Here is a 17,327-nt window from a genome sequence, read left to right as displayed (position 1 = left end):
AGGCAGGGGACATGCCGACCCTGCACGACGCGACCGGGCCCGAACTGACCGCCGCCGAGCTCCACGACATCCTCCGCCTGCGCGTGGACGTGTTCGTGGTGGAGCAGAAGGCCGCGTACCCGGAACTCGATGGCCGTGACCTCCGGCCGGACACCCGCCACCTGTGGTTCGCGGACTCCACCGGCGTCACGTCGTACCTGCGCGTGCTGCAGGATCCCGACGGCGTCCGCCGCATCGGCCGCGTGGTGACGGCGGCCGCCGCCCGCGGCCAAGGACTGGCGGCCCAGCTGATGGACGCGGCCCTCACCGTCCCGAGCGAGTACGTCCTCGACGCGCAGACGTACGTCCAGGGTTTCTACGCGCGCTACGGCTTCGTCGCGGAAGGCGCGGAGTACACCGACGACGACGGTATCCCGCACATCCGCATGCGTCGCCCGCCGTCCTGACGCTTGCCTCGACAGGATCCGTAGGCCGGTCTACTCTGAATACGAGACGATACCGTTTCGTATCGAAAGGAGGGGCCGTGCCGGGAAGACCGCGGGACGCCGGCCGGGACGTCGCCATCTTCGACGCGACGCTGAAACTGCTGATCGACGTCGGCTACGACCGGATGTCGATCGAAGCCGTCGCGGCGGCGGCCGGGGTGGGGAAGGCGACGATCTACCGCCGCTATCCCGGCAAGGCCGCGCTGGTCGCCGAGGCCGTCGACCACCGGGCCGGCGGGACACCGCCCGATCCTTCGGCCCGCGACCTCCGCGGCGCCCTGCTGGAAACCGCGAACTGGCTCGCGCACGAGATCGCCGAACAGGAAGTCGGCCTGCTCGGCGCGCTCTTCGCCGGGATGCGCGGCGACCCGGACCTCGCTGCCGCGATGCGGCGGATCCTGCGCCGCGACCAAGCCGCGATGACCCGGCAGCCACTGGCGGACGGGCTCCTCGACGCCCGCGGTGCCGCGCTCTTCGCCGAGATCGTTCCCGCGATGCTCGTGCACCGGCTGATCGTCGCCGGCGAGCCGTGCGACGAGCCCTTCGTCGAACATCTCGTCGACGACATCCTGCTGCCCCTGCTCGAAGAGGAATCCCCGCGATGATCGTGATCACCGGCGCGACCGGCGCCCTGAACGGAGCCACCGTCGAGCACCTGCTCGCCCGGGTACCGGCCGAAGAGCTCGGCGTCAGCGTGCGTGACGTCGCGAAGGCGCGGTCCTTCGCCGATCGCGGCGTACGGGTGCGGCGCGGCTCCTACGAGGACCCCGCCGCCTTGCGCGACTCGTTCGAAGGCGCCGACCAGGTGCTGCTGGTGTCGTCCAACGACCCGGCCGCCGACGCCGTCGCCCTGCACCGCACCGCGATCGAGGCCGCCGTCGACGCGGGTGTCCGGCGGATCCTCTACACCAGCCACCAGAACGTGCGCCGGGACAGCCCGTTCGCCCCGGCTCGGCACCACGCGGCCACCGAGGAGATCCTGGCCGGTTCCGGGGTCGCCTGGACGTCGTTGCGCAACGGGTTCTACGCCCACAGCCTCAGCTGGCTACTCGGTCCGTGGCGGGAAACCGGCGAAATCGCCGTGCCCGAAGACGGCCCGGTTTCGTGGACCCACCGCGCGGACGTCGCCGAGGCGGCCGCGGTGATCCTCGCCGGCCACACCGTCGACGGTCCCGTCACCCTCACCGCGCCCACCGCCGTCACCTTCGACGACCTCGCGGCCGGTCGCGACGTCGAGCGCGTGGTCGTCGACGACGAGCAGTGGGTCGCCGCCCGGATCGCGGGCGGCACACCCGAAGCCGTGGCCCGCATGCTGCTGACGTTGTTCACCGCCGCACGCCGGGGCGACTTCGCCGAAACCGGTCCCCGCCTGGGTGAACTCCTCGGCCGCGAGCCGCGACCGGTCGCCGGCGAACTGGCCTAGACCGTCGCGCCCCGCGGGGCGGTCGCCGTGATCACCTTCACCGCACGGTCCACATCGGCCTCCGTGAGGTCGGCCCGCGCGGTCAGGCGCAGCCGCGAGATGCCGTCCGGCACCGAGGGCGGCCGGAAGCACCCGACCCGGATCCCGTGCTCCGCGCACGCCGCCGCCCACGCGACCGCCGTCTCCGCGGACGGCGCCTGCACCGAGATCACGGCGGCGTCCGGCAGGCTCGCCTTCAGCCCGGCCGCCTTCAGCGACATCGCCAGGTTGCCCGCGTTCTCGACGACCTTCTCCGCCAGCCCCGGCTCTTCCTTCAGCGCGTGCAACGCGGCCAACGCGGCGGCGGCGCTCGCCGGCGCCAGCGCGGTGTCGAAGATGAAGCTGCGCGCGGTGTCCACGAGGTGCTTGATCACGCGCCGCGGCCCGACCACGGCCCCGCCCTGGGCGCCGAGCGACTTCGACAACGTCAAGGTCGTGACGACGTCCGGCGCCCCCGACAGCCCGGCCGCGTGGACCGCGCCCCGACCGCCTTCGCCGAGGACGCCGAAGCCGTGCGCGTCGTCCACGAGCAGCGCCGCGCCGTGCGAGCGGCAGATCCCGGCCAGCTCGTCGAGCGGCGCGAGGTCGCCGTCCACCGAGAACACCGAGTCGGTCACCACCAGCGCCCGCGGCTTGCGCCGGGTCGCGAGAGCGTGCTTGATCGCCGACGGCGTCGAATGCGCGACCGCGGCGACGTCGGCGCGGGACAGCCGGCAGCCTTCGATCAGGGAAGCGTGGATGTACTTGTCGGTGACGATCGCCGATTCGGACCCCGACAGCGCCGTCACCGCGCCGAGGTTCGCGGCGAAGCCGGACGAGAAGACCAGCGCCGCCTGCGCGCCGCAGAACCGGGCGAGCTCCAGCTCCAGCTCGGTGTGCAGCTCGGTCGACCCGGTGACCAGCCGGGACCCGGTCGACCCGGCGCCCCAGCGCAGCGCGGCGGCCGCGGCGGCCCCGGCGACGCGCTTGTCGCGGGCCAGCCCGAGGTAGTCGTTCCCGGCCAGGTCCAGCTCGTCCGCGTGCGCCGGACGCGGCCGCAGCTGCCGCACGAGCCCCGCGTTCGCCCGCTTCTCCGCCTCGACGTCGAGCCAGTCGAAAACCTCATCGGGCGGGGGCGTCGGCGGCGTAGTCACGTCCCGCAGTCTCCCATCCGCCGTGCGCCGGGCCGTGAACCAGGGCCCGGAAACGCCGGAAGCCCCGGACCGCGGTCCGGGGCTTCCAGGGGGAATCAGCTGTCGTAGCCGCGACGCGGGCCACGGCTCGGGCGGCCGTAGCCACCGCCGTTGCCCGAGCGGGGCTGACGGCCGCGGCCGCCGAAGCCACCGGGACGGCCTTCGCGGTCGCCGCGGTAGCCGCCACGCTCGCCACCGCGGTCGCGGTCGCCGCCGTAGCTGCTGCCGCGGTCGCTGTGGGTGCGGTCGCCACCGCGGTAGCCGCCACGGTCACCACCGCGGCCGCCACCGAAACCGCGGTCGCCGCGGAAGCCGCCGCCGCGACGCGGGTTCTCGCGCCGCCGCTCGACGACCGGCTCGCCACTGGGCTCACGGGCACCGGTGATGCGCGACAGCGCGTCGTCGCCCGGGCGGACCGTCGTGGACTCGGCGCGGACGCCGGCCCGGTCGGTCAGCCGGCGGACCATCCGGCGCTGGTCGTGCGTCGCCAGCGTGACGACGACGCCGGACGCCCCGGCGCGGGCCGTGCGGCCGGCGCGGTGCAGGTAGTCCTTGTGGTCGGCCGCCGGGTCGACGTGCAGCACCAGCGAGATGTCGTCGACGTGGATGCCGCGGGCCGCGACGTCCGTGGCGACCAGCACCGGGGTGTGGCCTTCCTTGAAGTCGGCGAGGACGCGGTTGCGCTGCCCCTGCGTCTTGCCGCCGTGCAGCGCGGCCGCGTGGACGCCCTGCTCGCGCAGGCGCTCGGTGAGGCGGTCGACGTGGTGCTTGGTGCGCACGAACATGATCGTGCGGCCCTCGCGGGCGCCGATCTGCGTGATGACGTCCTGCTTGTCCTGGTGCGAGACCTGGAGCACGTGGTGGTCCATGGTCGTGACGCTCGCGGTCGACGGCGCGACCGAGTGCGTGACCGGGTCGGTCAGGTACTGCTTGACCAGGCGGTTGACGTCACCGTCGAGCGTCGCGGAGAACAGCAGCCGCTGCCCGCCGGGCGGGGTCAGGTCCATGATCTCGCGGACCTGCGGCATGAAGCCCATGTCGGCCATCTGGTCGGCCTCGTCGAGGGCGATGAAGTTGCAGTCGCCCAGGTGCGCGGTGCCCTGCCGGACGTGGTCGGACAGCCGACCCGGGGTGGCGATCAGCAGGTCGACGCCGCGGGAGAGCGCGTCCGCCTGACGGGCGAAGGCCATCCCGCCGACGGCGGTGCGGCACCACAGGCCCAGGGACTTGGCCAGCGGGGTCAGCGAGTCGGCGACCTGCATGGCCAGCTCGCGGGTCGGGACCAGGATCAGCGCGCGGGGGCGCTTCGGGCGGGCCTTGCCGCCGTCGAGCCGGGCCAGCATGGCCAGGCCGAAGGCGAGGGTCTTGCCGGAGCCGGTCTGGGCGCGGCCCAGGACGTCCCGGCCGGCCAGCGCGTCCGGGATGGTCGCGGACTGGATCGGGAAGGGGTTGTTGATGCCCGCGTCGGCCAGGGCCCGGAGCAGCGGCTCCGGCAGGCCCAGCTGGGCGAAGGTCTTGGTGGCCACGAGCTCGACGGCGTCGTCGCGCAGCATGTCCCCACCGGCCGGGCGGGTGCGCGGCTTGCGGTCGGGACGGTCCGCGCGCGCGGACGTCGAGGAAGGGCCGGAGTTGAACGTGACGGTCACAAATGCCTCTCGGACATGGTTCGTCACAAGGAGGCCCGGGCTCCCTGCGCGCAGGCAGGGCAAGATGGTGTGCGGTGGGCGTTCACAGGGACGGACCCGGCACACCGTGTCTTGTCGCTTTTCCGACACTGCGCGCCGCTTGGGATTACGGATCACCGCGAGCCATTCGGTGGCTTTGGAGGCGACGGACACCAACTACATCCACGCCGCCGGTTGCGGTCTGTGTTCACTGTACCTGAAGGGGAGCTGGTCCTCCGCATGGAGGTAACCCGTTGTGGGCGGCGTCATGGAGGTAACCCGTTGTGGGCGGCGTCGCAGACGTGTTCCGGGCCACACCCGCGACGCCGCCGCGCGGCTAGCCGAGCCCGGCCGCGGAAACGAGGTCCGCCAGCAGCCCGTCGGTGTTCGTGACGTGCTCGCCGAGGCCGCGGCCGTGGAACCAGCCGGCGAGGTTGCGCACGTCCCGGGCGAGGAACTCCGCCCCGCCGGGGTTGGCGACGACGTCGACGACCTGCGGTAGGTCGATCACCATCAGCCTGCCGTGGTGCACCAGCAGGTTGTACGCCGAGAGGTCGCCGTGCGCGAGCCCTTCCGACGCGAGCAGCTCGAGCGCGGCCGTGGCCTGGAACCAGAGGTCCTTCAGCTCGTCCGGATCCGGGCGCACCTGGGCCAGCCGCGGGGCGGCCGTCCCGTCGTCCTCGCCGAGGAACTCCAGCAGCAGCTCGGTGCCGTTGCGCTGCACCGGGTACGGCACGGGTGCGCCGAGCGTCCACAAGCGACTCAACGCGGCGAACTCCGCGACGGCCCACTGTTCGGCGATCAGGTTGCGGCCGAACGCGGTGCGGTGCTCGATCGCGCGCATCTCGCGGGACCGGCGCATCCGCCGTCCTTCGAGGTAGCCCGCGTCGCGGTGGAACAGCTTGTGCTCGTCGCTGCGGTAGCGCTTCGCGGCGAGCAGCGTGCCTTCGGTGCCGGGCAGGCCGCGGCGCAACAGGTGGACGTCGGCCTCCTTGCCGGTCTTGAGGACGCCGAGGTCGGTGTCGACCGCGGCGAGCTCGGTGACGACCCAGTCCGGCCGGGGCAGCGGGCCGTGTTCGGCGTCGTCCCAGGTGGACCAGCGGTCGGCGCCGTCCGGCAGCCGGTTTTCGGTGTAGGCGTCGTCGCGGAGCTTGGCGAGCCGGACGCGTTCGCCTTCGGTGAGCCGCCCGCTGCGGGTGGGCTCGGGGTCCTCGAACCGCCCTTGGCGGCGTGACCGCGCCTGACGGCGGCGGACGGGTTGTTCGTCGAAGTCTTCGAAGTCGTGCATGCGCACTGGTGGGGTTCTCCTTGGTCAGGGATGCCCCACCGGGCGCGTGGTCAGCTCCGGGGGGCGGGTGGGTGAGGGCGCGAAAGGGCCCGGACATCCATCACGACGGCACCTCCCCGCTCTCGACCCCGGCTCCCTGCCGGTTGCGCATCAGCTTGCCGGGTCGGTGACGCTCCGCGCAACCGAATAGCGCGAAAGGACCGTTCGCGACGTTTCCTTGAATTCGGCCCACCGACGTGGCCACGATGAACGGGCAGGCGAACCCGAGGAGGGGTGGATGGATTGCTACGACGTCGTGGTCGTCGGTGGCGGGCACAACGGGCTGGTGGCGGCCGCGTACCTGGCGCGGGCGGGCCGGTCGGTGCTCGTGCTCGAACGGCGCGGGGAGACCGGTGGCGCCGCCGTGTCGTTCCGCGCGTTCGACGGCGTGGACGTCCGGCTTTCCCGCTACTCCTACCTGGTCAGCCTGCTGCCGAAGAAGATCGTGGCCGACCTGGGGCTCGACGTCCGGCTGCTGCGGCGCCGGATGTCGTCCTACACGCCGAGGGGCGACACGGGTCTCCTTGTCGACACGGGCGACGACGACCGGACGGCGTCGTCGTTCCGCGCGGTCACCGGCTCCGCAGCGGACTTCGCTGCGTGGCAACGGTTCTACGCGCTGGCCACCGGTGTGGCCGAGCGCGTCTTCGGCACCCTCACCGAGCCACTGCTGTCCGAAGTGGACTTCCGGTCGAGGGTGAACGACGCCGAGGCGTGGTCGGCGTTGTTCGAACGGCCGATCGGCGAGACGCTGACGTCGTGGTTCGGTGACGACACGGTCCGCGGCGTCGTGCTCACCGACGCGCTGATCGGCACGTTCGCTGCGGCGGGTGACGCGGACCTGCGGCAGAACCGGTGCCTGCTCTACCACGTGATCGGCAACGGCACCGGCGACTGGGACGTCCCGGTCGGCGGCATGGGCGCGGTCACCGGTTCGCTCGCGGCGGTGGCGGCCGCCGCGGGAGCGCGTCTCGTGACGGGCGCGGAAGTGCTGTCCGTCGCCCCGGACGGCGAGGTGCGCTACCGCCGCGACGACGCGGAGCACGTCGTACGCGGCGGGCACGTCCTGGCGAACGTCGCGCCGGCGACGCTCGCGAGGCTGCTGGACGAGGAGCCGCCGGACCGGCCGGAGGGAGCGCAACTGAAGGTGAACATGGTGCTGTCCAGGCTGCCGAAGCTGAGCGATCCGCGGGTCGACCCGGCTGAGGCGTTCGGCGGCACCTTCCACGTCAACGAGAGCTACCTCCAGCTGGAGACGGCGTATCGCGAGGCGGCGGCGGGGAGGATCCCCTCGCTGCCGCCTTGCGAGATCTACTGCCATTCGCTGACGGACCCGTCGATCCTGGGCCCGGCCGAGCGGGCAGCGGGAGCGCAGACATTGACGTTGTTCGGCTTGCACATGCCGGCCCGCCTCTTCGAAGGACGCAACGAGGAGGCTCGCGAAGCGGCGTTGCGCGCGACGCTGGCTTCGCTGAACAGCGTGCTGGCCGAGCCGATCGAGGACTGCCTGCTGACGGACCCGGACGGCAAGCCGTGCGTGGAGGCGAAGACCCCGCTCGACCTGGAGGCCGAGCTGGGGTTGCCGGCCGGCCACATCTTCCACCGCGACCTGGCGTGGCCGTACGCGGAAGACCCGGCACAGCAAGGGAAGTGGGGAGTGGAGACCGAGCACGAACGAGTGCTGCTGTGCGGCGCGGGAGCCGTGAGGGGAGGTGGCGTGAGCGGCATACCCGGCCACAACGCGGCAATGGCGGTCTTGGGCAAGAGGTGAGGAGCGGTCCGGAGCGCCCCGAGTCCGAGCGGCCGGGCAAGCTGCGGCGGTAACCCACCCCGCGGCGGCAAGCGGCAGCGACCGCAGCGGCGAACCCACCCGGCGGCAGCGATCGCAGCGGCGGCGAACTCATCCGCAGCGGCGAACCCATCCATGGCGGTGCCCCTCCACGGCGGCGAACCCTTCCCGGTGGGCGAAACCAACCGCGGCGAACCCCAACCCCGGCGGGACCTGGCCGGCCTCGGCGGCGCCCATCCCCGGCCGCGAACGCGCCCTCGGCGGCGGAGGACCTGCTTCGGTCGCGAACCCAGCCCGGTCGTGAGCCCGCTGCCAGCGGCGGCGGACCCGCTCTGGTCGCGAACCCACCCACGGCCGCGAACCCGCCCTCGGCGGCGGAGAGCTGGCTCCGGTCGCGAACCACCCCGGTCGCTAGCCCGCTGCCGGCGGAGGACCTGCTCTGGTCGCGAACCCACCCACGGCCGCGAACCCGCCCTTGGCGGCGGAGAACCCACTCCGGCGGCCCCAGGCCGGCGAGCACCCCGGCGGTCGACCCACCCAGAGGCACCGGACCCACCCCGCCCGACGGCGAGCCCCTCGCCAATCGGGATCACCCCCGGGCGGCTGCCTGCGCGTCGTGCTCGGAGCACAGGCACCCGACCCCCGGCTCGATCCACTCCCGCCCCGCCCACTCCGGATGGCGTTCGACGAGCACCGAACGCACCTCCGCGACAACCGAATCCAGCCCGAGCCCGGCCTCCCGGCGGCGCCAGGTCTCGTCCCGCAGCTCGCGCAGGTAGTCACGGACGTCGGTGAGCACCGCCACCCCGCCGACCTCTCCGTGCCCGGGTACCACCGTCCGCGGTCCGTCCGCGACCAGCCCGTCCAGGACCGAAAGCCACCCGACACCCGTCACGTCCGTGTCGTGCGGCGGGAACCACGGGAGGATCGCGAACTGCCCCGTCTCGGCCAGGTCGCCGGTGAACAGCACGCCGGCGTCCGGGACCTCGACGACCTGGTCGCCGGGGGTGTGGCCCCGGCCCGTCGGCCGCAGCCGGACGGTCCGGCCGCCGAGGTCGAGGTCCCGCGTGCCCTCGTACACGGAGTCGGGCACGGGCACCCGGACGTCCTCGAGCCGGGCGGCCACCACCGGGTCCAGGCCGCGGAACATCTCGAGGTAGCCCGCGCCCTTCGTGGCGAGGTCGGCCGCTTGGCCGCGGTTGACCAGGTACGTCGCGGCGCCGGCGAACACCTGGGCGCCGTACGCGTGCTCGGGGTGGAAGTGGGTCGTCGTCAGGAACAGGCGGCGGCCCGCGGCCACGGACGTCGCGAACGCGAGCACCTCCGCCGCGTTCGCGGTGCCGAGGCCCGTGTCGACGACTAGGACGGCCTCGGTGCCGCCCACGACGCCGATGTTGGGCACGAGGTCGACGCCGTGGTTGGGGATCACCAGCAGGTCCGGCGCGAGTTCCACGGCGCCGGCCACCCGCACGGCGGGATCGGTCAGGTCGGTCATGACCCGATTCCACCGCCGGGAGGGGCAAGCCGTCCAAGACCGATCGGGAGGTGCCGATACCAGGAGAACATCGTCGCCGGTCAGCGCTACTGTCGGCGCATGGCAGTCGATCAGGAACTGGTGGACGCGGCGATCGCGCTGGCACGCAACCGCTTCGGCGGCACGGCGTGGTCCGGGGCGGCGGCACTGCGCCTCGACGACGGCACCGTGCTGACGAGCACCGCGCCGGACTTCCCGAACCAGGCCGTCAGCCTGTGCCACGAAACCGGCGCGATCTGCGAGGCCTTCAAGCTCGGGCGGCGCGTGACGGGCTCGGTCTGCGTGACGGCGGCCGACGAGGACCGCGGCTACTGGGTCCTGGCGCCCTGCGGCGTCTGCCAGGAACGGCTCTTCGCCCACGGCCCGGACGTCGAGGTCGCCGTCCCCGAGCCCGCGGACCCGCGCCGGTGGCGGGCCCTGCGGCTGCGGGACTGCCAGCCGCACTGGTTCGCGCGCGTCTTCCCCGACGACGTCTGGCCGTACGAAGCCGGGCGCTGAGGTGGAGCTGCGCACGCTGCGGTACTTCGTGGCCGTCGCCGAAGAACTCCACTTCGGCCGGGCCGCCGCGCGGCTGCACATGAGCCAGCCGCCGCTGAGCCGTGCGGTCAAGCAGCTGGAGGCCGACGTCGGCGCCGTCCTGCTGGTGCGCTCGGCCGCCGGCGTCGCGCTCACGCCCGCCGGCTCGGCGCTGCTCGACGAGGCCCGCGCCCTGCTGGAGCAGGCCGACCAGGCGCGCGTGCGGGTGGCGTCGGCGGCCGGGGCCGCGGCGATCACTGTCGGCATCCTCGCCGACAGCGCCGACCCGGACGCGACGCGGCTGGCCGACGCCTACCGGCGGCGGCACCCCGGCGTCGAGGTCCGCGTCCGCGACACGGACCTGACCGACCCGACGTGCGGGCTGCGCGCCGGGCTCGTCGACGTCGCGCTGACCCGCGGGCCGTTCGACGACGCCGGCCTGACCGTGCACCGGCTGCGCGAAGATCCGGTGGGCGCGGTGCTGCGCGCCGACGACCCGCTGGCCCGGCGCGACCACCTGGAGCTGGCCGATCTGGCCGACCGGCGCTGGTTCCGGTTCCCGGACGGCACCGACCCGGTCTGGCAGGCGTACTGGCACGGCGGCGAACCCCGCGAGGGTCCCGTGGTGCGCGGCGTCCAGGAGTGCCTGCAGGCGGTGCTGTGGAACGGGACCGTCGGCCTGATGCCGCTCGGCCATCGGCCGCCAGGCGACCTGACGGTCGTGCCGCTGACCGACCTGGCGCCGAACCCGGTGGTCGTCGCCTGGAAGGACGCCGGCCCGCTGGTGCGGTCGTTCGCCGAGCTCGCGACGGCCGCGTATCAGACGACCGGCGGGCGCCGGACGTCGTAGAGGTCCCAGTCCAGCTGCCAGAACGCGTCGATGCCGTGCTCGCGGATGTACTTGCGCTCGGTGTCGTGCACCGGGTAGCAGCCGGCGATGCTGACGGGCGGGCCGCCGATGTCGATCAGCGTGTACTGGTGGGCGTCGAGGCCCGCCGGCGCCGACACGGCGAACGCCGTCATCGCGGACTCGGGGGCGATCGGCTCGCCGAAGTCGATGGTGTCGCCGTAGACGAACGGGCACGTGCCCCGCAGCTGCTCGGCGAGGTAGCCGATGGCCAGCGCCCAGATCGGGTCGTCGGATCGGACGCTGATCCACAGTTCCGGTTTCACGCCGTGCCATTCGGCGTGGTCGGCGAGCGAGAGGCCGTAGGTCGCGCCGGTCAGGTATCTCGGTTCCGGCTCGTCGGCGTAGACGAACGCGATGACGTCGTCGAGCCCGGCGTGGGTCGACGCGATCGGCTGCAGGCGGGGTTCGACGTCCCCGGTCAGGGTGTCGAGATGGGCGACATACCGCTCGGCACGGCTCGGCATGGCGCGCAGCATACGACCGGTCCGCCGGCCGCGCGTGGCAAGCCCGTTGGCCCGGGCGCGGCACTTTCGGGCAGGGTGGGAAGCATGCGAGTGCTCGTGATCGGAAGCGGAATCGGCGGCGCGGCAACGGCGTGGCACCTGGCGTGCCGGGGCGCGGAGGTGGTGGTCGCGGACGCGGCCCGCCCGGGGACGGCCACCGAAGCCGGCGCCGGGATCGTCAGCCCGTGGACGTCGCGCTGGGACGACGCGCTGTACCCGCTCGCGTCGGCGGCCGGTCGGTACTACCGCGAATTCACGGCTTCCCTGGCGGACTCGTCGTTCGAGGTCGTCGGCGGGATGGTCGTGTCGGCCGACGACGCCGAGCTGGCCGAGGCGCACGAGCGGCTGACCGCGCGGGCGGCGGACGCGCCCGAAGCGGGTGAAGTCCGCCGGCTCGACCCGGCCCAGGCGCGCGAGCTGTTCCCGGCTTTGGCGCCCGGGCTGGGCGCGGTGCACCTGACCGGCGCGGGCCGCGTCGACGGTCACCAGCTGCGCCGAGCCCTGCTGCTCGACGCCGAACGCCGGGGCGCGAAGTTCGTCGAAGGGGAAGTGGCGTTCCGCGCCGACGGCACGGTCGCGAGCCCGGACGGCCCCTTGGAAGCGGACAGCGTGGTGGTCGCGGCGGGTGCGTGGAGCCGCGAGCTGCTGGCGCCGCTCGGGATCGACCTGCCGGTGACGCCGCACCGCGGCCAGATCAGCCACTTCGACCTGCCGGGCACGGAGACGGCGGCGTGGCCGGTGGTGCTGCCCCGCACGAGCCACTACCTGCTGGCGTTCGCGGGCGGCCGGGTGGTGGCGGGCGCGACGCGCGAGGCGGAGTCGGGCTTCGACTACCGCGTGACGGCGGCGGGCCAGCGCGAGGTACTGGACAACGCCCTGACGGTGGCGCCCGGCCTGGCGGACGCGACGTTGGCGGAGACCCGGGTCGGCTTCCGCCCGGGCACCCCGGACGGGTTGCCGATCCTGGGGGCGATCCGCCCGGGCCTGGCGGTATCGACGGGATTCGGCGCGGGCGGGCTGACCAACGCGCCGTTCGCGGGGAAGCTGGTGGCGTCGGTGGCGCTGGGCGAGGACCCGGGCTTCGACCTGACGCCGTTCGCCCCGGACCGGTTTTGAGCGAGTACCGCCTCCGCCGCGCAAGGGAGGAGGACCTGCCGACCCTGCTGCGGATTCTGGACGGCGCGGTCGAGTGGCTGGCCGGGCGGGGAACGGACCAGTGGCAGGGAGCGAGGTGGCGCGCGGAGGAGTTGAGCCCGGACCTCCCGACAGGCTGCCTCCGGGTGGCGGAGATTTTGCCGGCCGCAGCAGCGACGGTCGGCGCTTCGCCGGTGGGCGGCTTCGGCGCGGTGGCCGGGGTGGCGTTGTCGCCGGCCTCGACTGGTGTGGCGGCGAGCGGTGCTTCGGTGGCCAGCGGGCTCCGCCCAGCTGCGACCGCGCCTGCAGCGACGGCCGGCGCTTCGCCGGCTCTGGGTGCCTCGCCCGTGAACCGCGCAGCGGCGGCGGTCGCTGTCGGCACCATGGTTCTGCGGGATACCCACCCCGCCGATCTCTGGCTACCCGCCGACGATCCCGGCTCCGCGCTCTACCTTCACCACCTCGCCGTCGACCGTGCCTTCGCCGGGCGACGCGTCGGTAGCTGGTTGCTCGACCAAGCCGCCGTGGAAGCCGGGCGGCGGGGAAAGCGGTTCGTCCGGCTTGATGCCTGGACCACCAACACCCGGCTGCACGATTACTACCGCGGCCAAGGCTTCCGGTTCGTGCGGGTCGCCGGGGGCACCTCCGGTGCTCTCTTCGAACGGGCCGTCAGCCCTCCGTGACCAGCTCCAGTGCGTGGTCGCCGGTGCGCTCGACCGTCATGCCCGCCTTCGTGATCACCTTCACCAGCTGGTCCACTGTGGACGGTTCCGCGCGCGTCTCCGCCAGCGCTCGGGCCAGGCGACCCTTGTACGCCTTGTTGAAGTGGCTCACCGTCACGCGCTCGCCGTGGGCGTTCTCCGTCACCACGCGGACCGTCACCGCGTCCGGGCGCAGCTTCGCGAACGCCGAGTACGTTCCCGAGCGCAGGTCCACCACCAGGCCCTCGACCTGCCGCAACACCGGCTCGAGGACCGGCTTCCAGTGCCCGCGGACCGTCCCCACCGACGGCAGCGAGTTCCCGCCCGAAAGCCGGTACGCCGGGATCGGGTCGGTCGCCGAGACCACGCCGAACAGCGACGACGTCACCGCCAGCCGCCGGTGCGCCTTCTCCAAGCCCGCCTTCGTGAAGCTCTTCACGTCGAGCGCGTCGTACAGGACGCCCGTGTAGCGGCGCAGCGCCGGCATCGTCGGCGACGTCCACAGCTGCGCGTTGCGGGTGACCTCGCCGGCCTGCCGCTCGGTGATGCCCAGGGCCGCGATGCTGGCCGGGACGTCGGCGGCCAGCTCGACGAGCGCGTCGGCGAGCTTCGCGCGCGCCGGGTTCAGCTCGGGGAACGACAGCGCGTCGAGGTCGAGCGGGCCGCCGCGGCCGCCGTCGGCCTTGGTCTCGGATGGGGGGAGGAGCACCAGCACCTGCCGAGCGTAAATCGGAGTGCGCGGTGGCCGCCGTCCGGCCTAGCCTCCGGGCATGGACCTGACCTGGCGCCCGCTGACCCTCGACGACGTCCCCGCGCTCACCAGCCTGTACGCCGCCGCCGAGGAGATCGACCGGACAGGTGACCACTTCAGCGACGAAGACCTCCGCGACGAGCTGGTCGCGCCCAACGTCGACCTGCCCCGCGCCACCATCGGCGCCTTCGCGGGCGACACCCTCGTCGGCTACGGCCTGATCCGCCGCCGCGACGCCGCCAACCCGGTGCACATGATCCGGCTGCAGTCCGTCGTGCACCCCGAGCACCGGACCGACGCCGTCGGGACTCACCTGGTCGAGTGGTTGACGCGGACCAGCCGCGAAGTCCACGAGCGCGCCTTCCCCGGCGCGCCGATGGAACTGCACCACGGCCAGCACCAGAACGAGCGGTGGATCGCCGGCGTCTTCGCCGGCGCGGGGTTCACGCACCAGCGGACGATGGTCAACATGCGCGTCGGCCTCGCCGACCTGCCGCCACAGCCGCCGCTGCCGGAGGGCATCACGGCGGAGCCGTTCGACTTCAAGTACGACCTAGCGGCGCTCGACGCCCGCAACGACGCCTTCGCCGGCCACTGGGGCAGCACCGTCTACGGGCCGGACGCGTGGCGCCACCTGGTCACCGGCTCCAAGGACTTCCGCCCGGACCTGTCGTTCCTCGTCCTCGACGACGACAAGGTGCTCGCGTTCGTGCTGAGCCACTTCTACGAGTCCGAAGCCGCGGCGACGGGCATCCGCGAGCACTACGCCACCTGGGTGGGAACGCGCGAGGTGCTGCGCGGCCGCGGCGTGGCGTCGGGGCTGCTCGGGCACACGCTCCTGGCGGCGAAGGCGGCGGGATTCGACCGGTCGGCGTTGAACGTCGACGTCGACAACGCGCACCGCGCCCTGGGTGTTTACGAACGGTGCGGATTCCGCGTCGACGACGAATGGCACGTATACGTCCTGTCCTGATTCTGGGACGCCCCACCGCCGATCGGGGAATGGACGGTGTTCGTACCATCGCCCTATGAAGCCGACTTCCGCTTCCCCGGGTGCGAGAGCATTGGCCGCGTCGCTGCGCGAATTGCGGACGACGCGCGGTAAAGGACTGCGCGAACTGGCCCGGATGGTGCGAATTCTCCCGCAGTTGGTGTCGGCGTGGGAAAAGGGACAGCGGGTGGCGTCCCCGGAGGACGTGGCCCGGCTGCTGGGCGCCCTCCAAGTCGACGACGCGACCTATGACCGCATGATGCGCCTGGCCAGACGCGCCAAGGACGACAACTGGCTCGATTCCAACCCGTCCGACCTGCCGCCGGTCTTGAGCGGCATCCTCGAGTACGAGCGCACGGCCAGCCGCATCTTCAACTGGGAAGTCGCGATCGTGCCGGGATTGCTGCAGACCGCAGACTACGCCCGCGAATTGTTGAGCAATTCGCAGATCACCCTCGAGCAAGCCGACCACCGGCTGGTCGCGAGGCTGGGACGGCAGCGAATCCTGCACGGCCGGGATCCTGTTCGCTTCAGCGCGATCATCGACGAAGCGGTTATCCGGCGGGAAATCGGCGGGCCGGGGAGCATGTCCGATCAGATCGACCACTTGCTGCGGATGGCGGACCTCGCGAATGTGACCCTGCGGATCGTGCCCGGGGACGTGGGGTATCACCCCGGCCTGGCGGGCTCATTCGTGCTCTACGAATTCGCCGCCCTTTCGCCGATCGTGTACCTGGAGCACCACCACGCCAGCTCGTTCCTGCACGATAACGAGGGGGTTGGCAGATACCGCGCGCTGGCTAAGCTGGTGGATCAGGAGGCGCTCAGCGAAGCCGATACCCGAGCCCTGCTCCGGGATGCGGCGCGATAGTTCGGGAGGCCGGGCGGTGAACAGGTGGCGCAAGTCGACCTACAGCGCGATCGAGGGCAACTGTGTCGAGGTGCGGCTCGACCGCTCCGTCGGCATCCGGGACACGAAGGCGCGCGGGCAGGGGCAGCTGACCGTCACCCCCGCCGCGTGGAGCGCCGTCCTCAGCTCTCTACGAGGTTGAGCAGCTCCTCGCCCGCCACATACCGCCGCAGCTGCTCGGCCGCCAGCTTCTTCGCGCGCGGGTAGAACGATGCCGATCCGCCGGCGATGTGCGGGGTGATGACCACGCCCGGAACCGTCCACAGTGGATGATCCGTCGGCAGCGGCTCCGGGTCGACGACGTCCAAGCCCGCGCGCAACCGGCCGGACCGGGTCTCGGCCAGGAGCGCGTCCGTGTCGATGGTCGTGCCGCGGCCGACGTTCACCACCAGGGCGTCGTCCGGCAGTGCGGCCAGAGCCTTCGCGTCGAACAGGCCGCGCGTCGCCGGGGTGTCCGGGAGGATCAGCACCACGATGTCGGCGTCCGGCAGCAGGCGGGGCAGCTCGTCGACGCCGTGGACGCCCGGACGCGCGTGGCTCGCCACCCGCGTCACCACGGCCTCCGCCGCCACGAGCTGACGCTCGATGGCCTGCCCGATCGAGCCGTACCCGACCAGGAGCACCCGGCTGTCGGCGAGCGACCGCGTGTGCTCCCGCGTCCACTCGCCCCGCGCCTGCTGCGCGAACCACCGCGGCAGGTCCCGCTGCGCCGCGTGGATCAGCGCGAGCGCGTGCTCCGCGACGCTCAAATCATGGAGTCCCCTTCCGTTCGCCAGCCGCACGCCGTCGGGCAGCAACGGCACGATCGCCTCGACCCCGGCCGACAGCGATTGCACCACGCGCAACGCCGGCAGCTCCGGGATCAGCTTCGGCGGCTCGGGCCCCCGGTCGTAGGGCAGCACGTAGAACTCGACGTCACCCAGGTCGCGCGGCGGCGAGGAGACCCCGTCGTAGTACGCGGCCTCGACCCCTTCCGGCACGTCGATGTCGGTCCACGGCAGCAGTACGCGAGCGCTCATGCCGCCTTTCTACCGCCGGGCTACCCCGAGACGCAGAACTCGTTGCCCTCCGGATCGGTCAGCACCGTCCACGCCAGCCCCGGCACCGAATGCTCCGCCACCTCCTTCGCACCCAGCCCGACCAGCCGTTTCACCTCCGCCGCGCGATCATCGCCGCCGAAGTCGACGTGCACTCTGTTCTTGCCCGCGCGGGGCTCCGGGACCCGTTGCAGCCCGAGCGGCAGCCCGCCCTCCGGCGGCGCGAGCACCAGGAACTCGCCCCCGTAGTCCTGGGCGACCGTCGTACCCAGCGCCGCCGTCCAGAACTCCGCCAGACCGCGCGGGTCCGCGCAGTCGATCGTGATCATGCCCATGTGGATCGCCATGCCCCGAAGCTAGCGGGCACCACCGACAAAAACGGGCCGGCGAGTAACCCGTTGGAGTCACGGCCGGGGGAGTGACTACCCTGAGCGGGACTTT

The 17,327-nt window shown here is 72.8% G+C and carries 19 protein-coding genes; 11 read left to right on the top strand and 8 right to left on the bottom strand.

The window, feature by feature from the left end:
* Nucleotides 1–11: 11 nt before the first annotated feature.
* The 3 genes from AB0J40_RS10075 (at nt 12) to AB0J40_RS10065 (ending at nt 1,908) form a co-directional block, all read left to right on the top strand.
* Nucleotides 12–446 (top strand): GNAT family N-acetyltransferase, encoded by a 435-nt coding sequence (locus tag AB0J40_RS10075; RefSeq protein ID WP_364450210.1) that lies wholly within the window; start codon nt 12–14, stop codon nt 444–446.
* 77 nt (nt 447–523) lie between these two features.
* Nucleotides 524–1,090 carry a TetR family transcriptional regulator gene (locus tag AB0J40_RS10070; RefSeq protein ID WP_364450207.1) on the top strand — a complete coding sequence of 189 codons (567 nt, stop codon included), beginning with the start codon at nt 524–526 and terminating at the stop codon, nt 1,088–1,090.
* Nucleotides 1,087–1,908 (top strand): SDR family oxidoreductase, encoded by an 822-nt coding sequence (locus tag AB0J40_RS10065; protein WP_364450205.1) that lies wholly within the window; start codon nt 1,087–1,089, stop codon nt 1,906–1,908. The genes AB0J40_RS10070 and AB0J40_RS10065 overlap by 4 nt, the downstream gene beginning before the upstream one ends.
* Here AB0J40_RS10065 and AB0J40_RS10060 read toward each other — a convergent pair.
* From AB0J40_RS10060 to AB0J40_RS10050, 3 genes are all read right to left on the bottom strand, one after another.
* Nucleotides 1,905–3,080 (bottom strand): 8-amino-7-oxononanoate synthase, encoded by a 1,176-nt coding sequence (locus AB0J40_RS10060; RefSeq protein ID WP_364450203.1) that lies wholly within the window; start codon nt 3,078–3,080, stop codon nt 1,905–1,907. The genes AB0J40_RS10065 and AB0J40_RS10060 overlap by 4 nt on opposite strands.
* Nucleotides 3,081–3,175: 95 nt before the next feature.
* Nucleotides 3,176–4,765, bottom strand: a complete 1,590-nt coding sequence (locus AB0J40_RS10055; RefSeq protein WP_364450201.1) for a DEAD/DEAH box helicase — start codon at nt 4,763–4,765, stop codon at nt 3,176–3,178.
* A gap of 355 nt (nt 4,766–5,120) precedes the next feature.
* The gene (locus tag AB0J40_RS10050; protein WP_364450199.1) at nt 5,121–6,077 is read right to left on the bottom strand and encodes an RIO1 family regulatory kinase/ATPase; all 957 of its coding nucleotides are present in this window, start codon (nt 6,075–6,077) and stop codon (nt 5,121–5,123) included.
* Nucleotides 6,078–6,348: 271 nt separating this feature from the next.
* Between AB0J40_RS10050 and AB0J40_RS10045 the strand changes: the two genes are divergently transcribed.
* Nucleotides 6,349–7,881: an NAD(P)/FAD-dependent oxidoreductase gene (locus AB0J40_RS10045; protein WP_364450198.1), complete on the top strand. Its 1,533-nt coding sequence runs from the start codon at nt 6,349–6,351 to the stop codon at nt 7,879–7,881.
* A gap of 607 nt (nt 7,882–8,488) precedes the next feature.
* Here the strand turns inward: AB0J40_RS10045 and AB0J40_RS10040 are convergent.
* Nucleotides 8,489–9,394 carry an MBL fold metallo-hydrolase gene (locus AB0J40_RS10040; protein WP_364450196.1) on the bottom strand — a complete coding sequence of 302 codons (906 nt, stop codon included), beginning with the start codon at nt 9,392–9,394 and terminating at the stop codon, nt 8,489–8,491.
* Between the two features lie 99 nt (nt 9,395–9,493).
* On the opposite strand from AB0J40_RS10040, the gene AB0J40_RS10035 reads away from it, so the two are divergent.
* Nucleotides 9,494–9,931 (top strand): cytidine deaminase, encoded by a 438-nt coding sequence (locus AB0J40_RS10035; protein WP_364450194.1) that lies wholly within the window; start codon nt 9,494–9,496, stop codon nt 9,929–9,931.
* A 1-nt stretch (nt 9,932) separates the two neighbouring features.
* On the top strand, nt 9,933–10,799 hold the full coding sequence (locus tag AB0J40_RS10030) for a LysR substrate-binding domain-containing protein (protein WP_364450193.1): 867 nt from the start codon (nt 9,933–9,935) through the stop codon (nt 10,797–10,799).
* On the opposite strand, the gene AB0J40_RS10025 is transcribed toward AB0J40_RS10030, so the two are convergent.
* Entirely contained in the window at nt 10,769–11,323 is a 555-nt protein-coding gene (locus AB0J40_RS10025) for a suppressor of fused domain protein (protein WP_364450191.1), read from the bottom strand. The genes AB0J40_RS10030 and AB0J40_RS10025 overlap by 31 nt on opposite strands.
* Before the next feature lie 84 nt (nt 11,324–11,407).
* Between AB0J40_RS10025 and AB0J40_RS10020 the strand changes: the two genes are divergently transcribed.
* On the top strand, nt 11,408–12,478 hold the full coding sequence (locus tag AB0J40_RS10020) for an FAD-dependent oxidoreductase (protein WP_364450189.1): 1,071 nt from the start codon (nt 11,408–11,410) through the stop codon (nt 12,476–12,478).
* The gene (locus AB0J40_RS10015) at nt 12,475–13,179 is read left to right on the top strand and encodes a GNAT family N-acetyltransferase (RefSeq protein ID WP_364450188.1); all 705 of its coding nucleotides are present in this window, start codon (nt 12,475–12,477) and stop codon (nt 13,177–13,179) included. The genes AB0J40_RS10020 and AB0J40_RS10015 overlap by 4 nt, the downstream gene beginning before the upstream one ends.
* Here the strand turns inward: AB0J40_RS10015 and yaaA are convergent.
* Nucleotides 13,166–13,912: a peroxide stress protein YaaA gene (gene yaaA, locus AB0J40_RS10010; RefSeq protein WP_364450186.1), complete on the bottom strand. Its 747-nt coding sequence runs from the start codon at nt 13,910–13,912 to the stop codon at nt 13,166–13,168. The genes AB0J40_RS10015 and yaaA overlap by 14 nt on opposite strands.
* Nucleotides 13,913–13,967: 55 nt before the next feature.
* Here yaaA and AB0J40_RS10005 point away from each other — a divergent pair, with 55 nt between their 5' ends.
* Genes AB0J40_RS10005 through AB0J40_RS09995 form a run of 3 tightly spaced genes read left to right on the top strand, consistent with a single transcriptional unit; the run spans nt 13,968 to nt 15,991 of the window.
* The gene (locus AB0J40_RS10005; protein ID WP_364450185.1) at nt 13,968–14,921 is read left to right on the top strand and encodes a GNAT family N-acetyltransferase; all 954 of its coding nucleotides are present in this window, start codon (nt 13,968–13,970) and stop codon (nt 14,919–14,921) included.
* 55 nt (nt 14,922–14,976) lie between these two features.
* Entirely contained in the window at nt 14,977–15,810 is an 834-nt protein-coding gene (locus AB0J40_RS10000; RefSeq protein WP_364450184.1) for a helix-turn-helix transcriptional regulator, read from the top strand.
* Nucleotides 15,797–15,991 (top strand): DUF397 domain-containing protein, encoded by a 195-nt coding sequence (locus AB0J40_RS09995; protein WP_364450183.1) that lies wholly within the window; start codon nt 15,797–15,799, stop codon nt 15,989–15,991. The genes AB0J40_RS10000 and AB0J40_RS09995 overlap by 14 nt, the downstream gene beginning before the upstream one ends.
* Here AB0J40_RS09995 and AB0J40_RS09990 read toward each other — a convergent pair.
* Nucleotides 15,972–16,868, bottom strand: coding sequence for a 2-hydroxyacid dehydrogenase (locus AB0J40_RS09990; protein ID WP_364450181.1), 897 nt, complete (start codon nt 16,866–16,868; stop codon nt 15,972–15,974). The two genes, AB0J40_RS09995 and AB0J40_RS09990, sit on opposite strands and share 20 nt — an antisense overlap.
* A 20-nt stretch (nt 16,869–16,888) precedes the next feature.
* Nucleotides 16,889–17,233, bottom strand: coding sequence for a VOC family protein (locus AB0J40_RS09985; RefSeq protein WP_086680024.1), 345 nt, complete (start codon nt 17,231–17,233; stop codon nt 16,889–16,891).
* Nucleotides 17,234–17,327: the final 94 nt, after the last annotated feature.

This window comes from Amycolatopsis sp. NPDC049691, assembly GCF_040675005.1.
Lineage (GTDB): Bacteria > Actinomycetota > Actinomycetes > Mycobacteriales > Pseudonocardiaceae > Amycolatopsis.
Note: the sequence above shows the minus strand (reverse complement) of the source record. Positions and strands in the feature narration are given on the sequence as shown.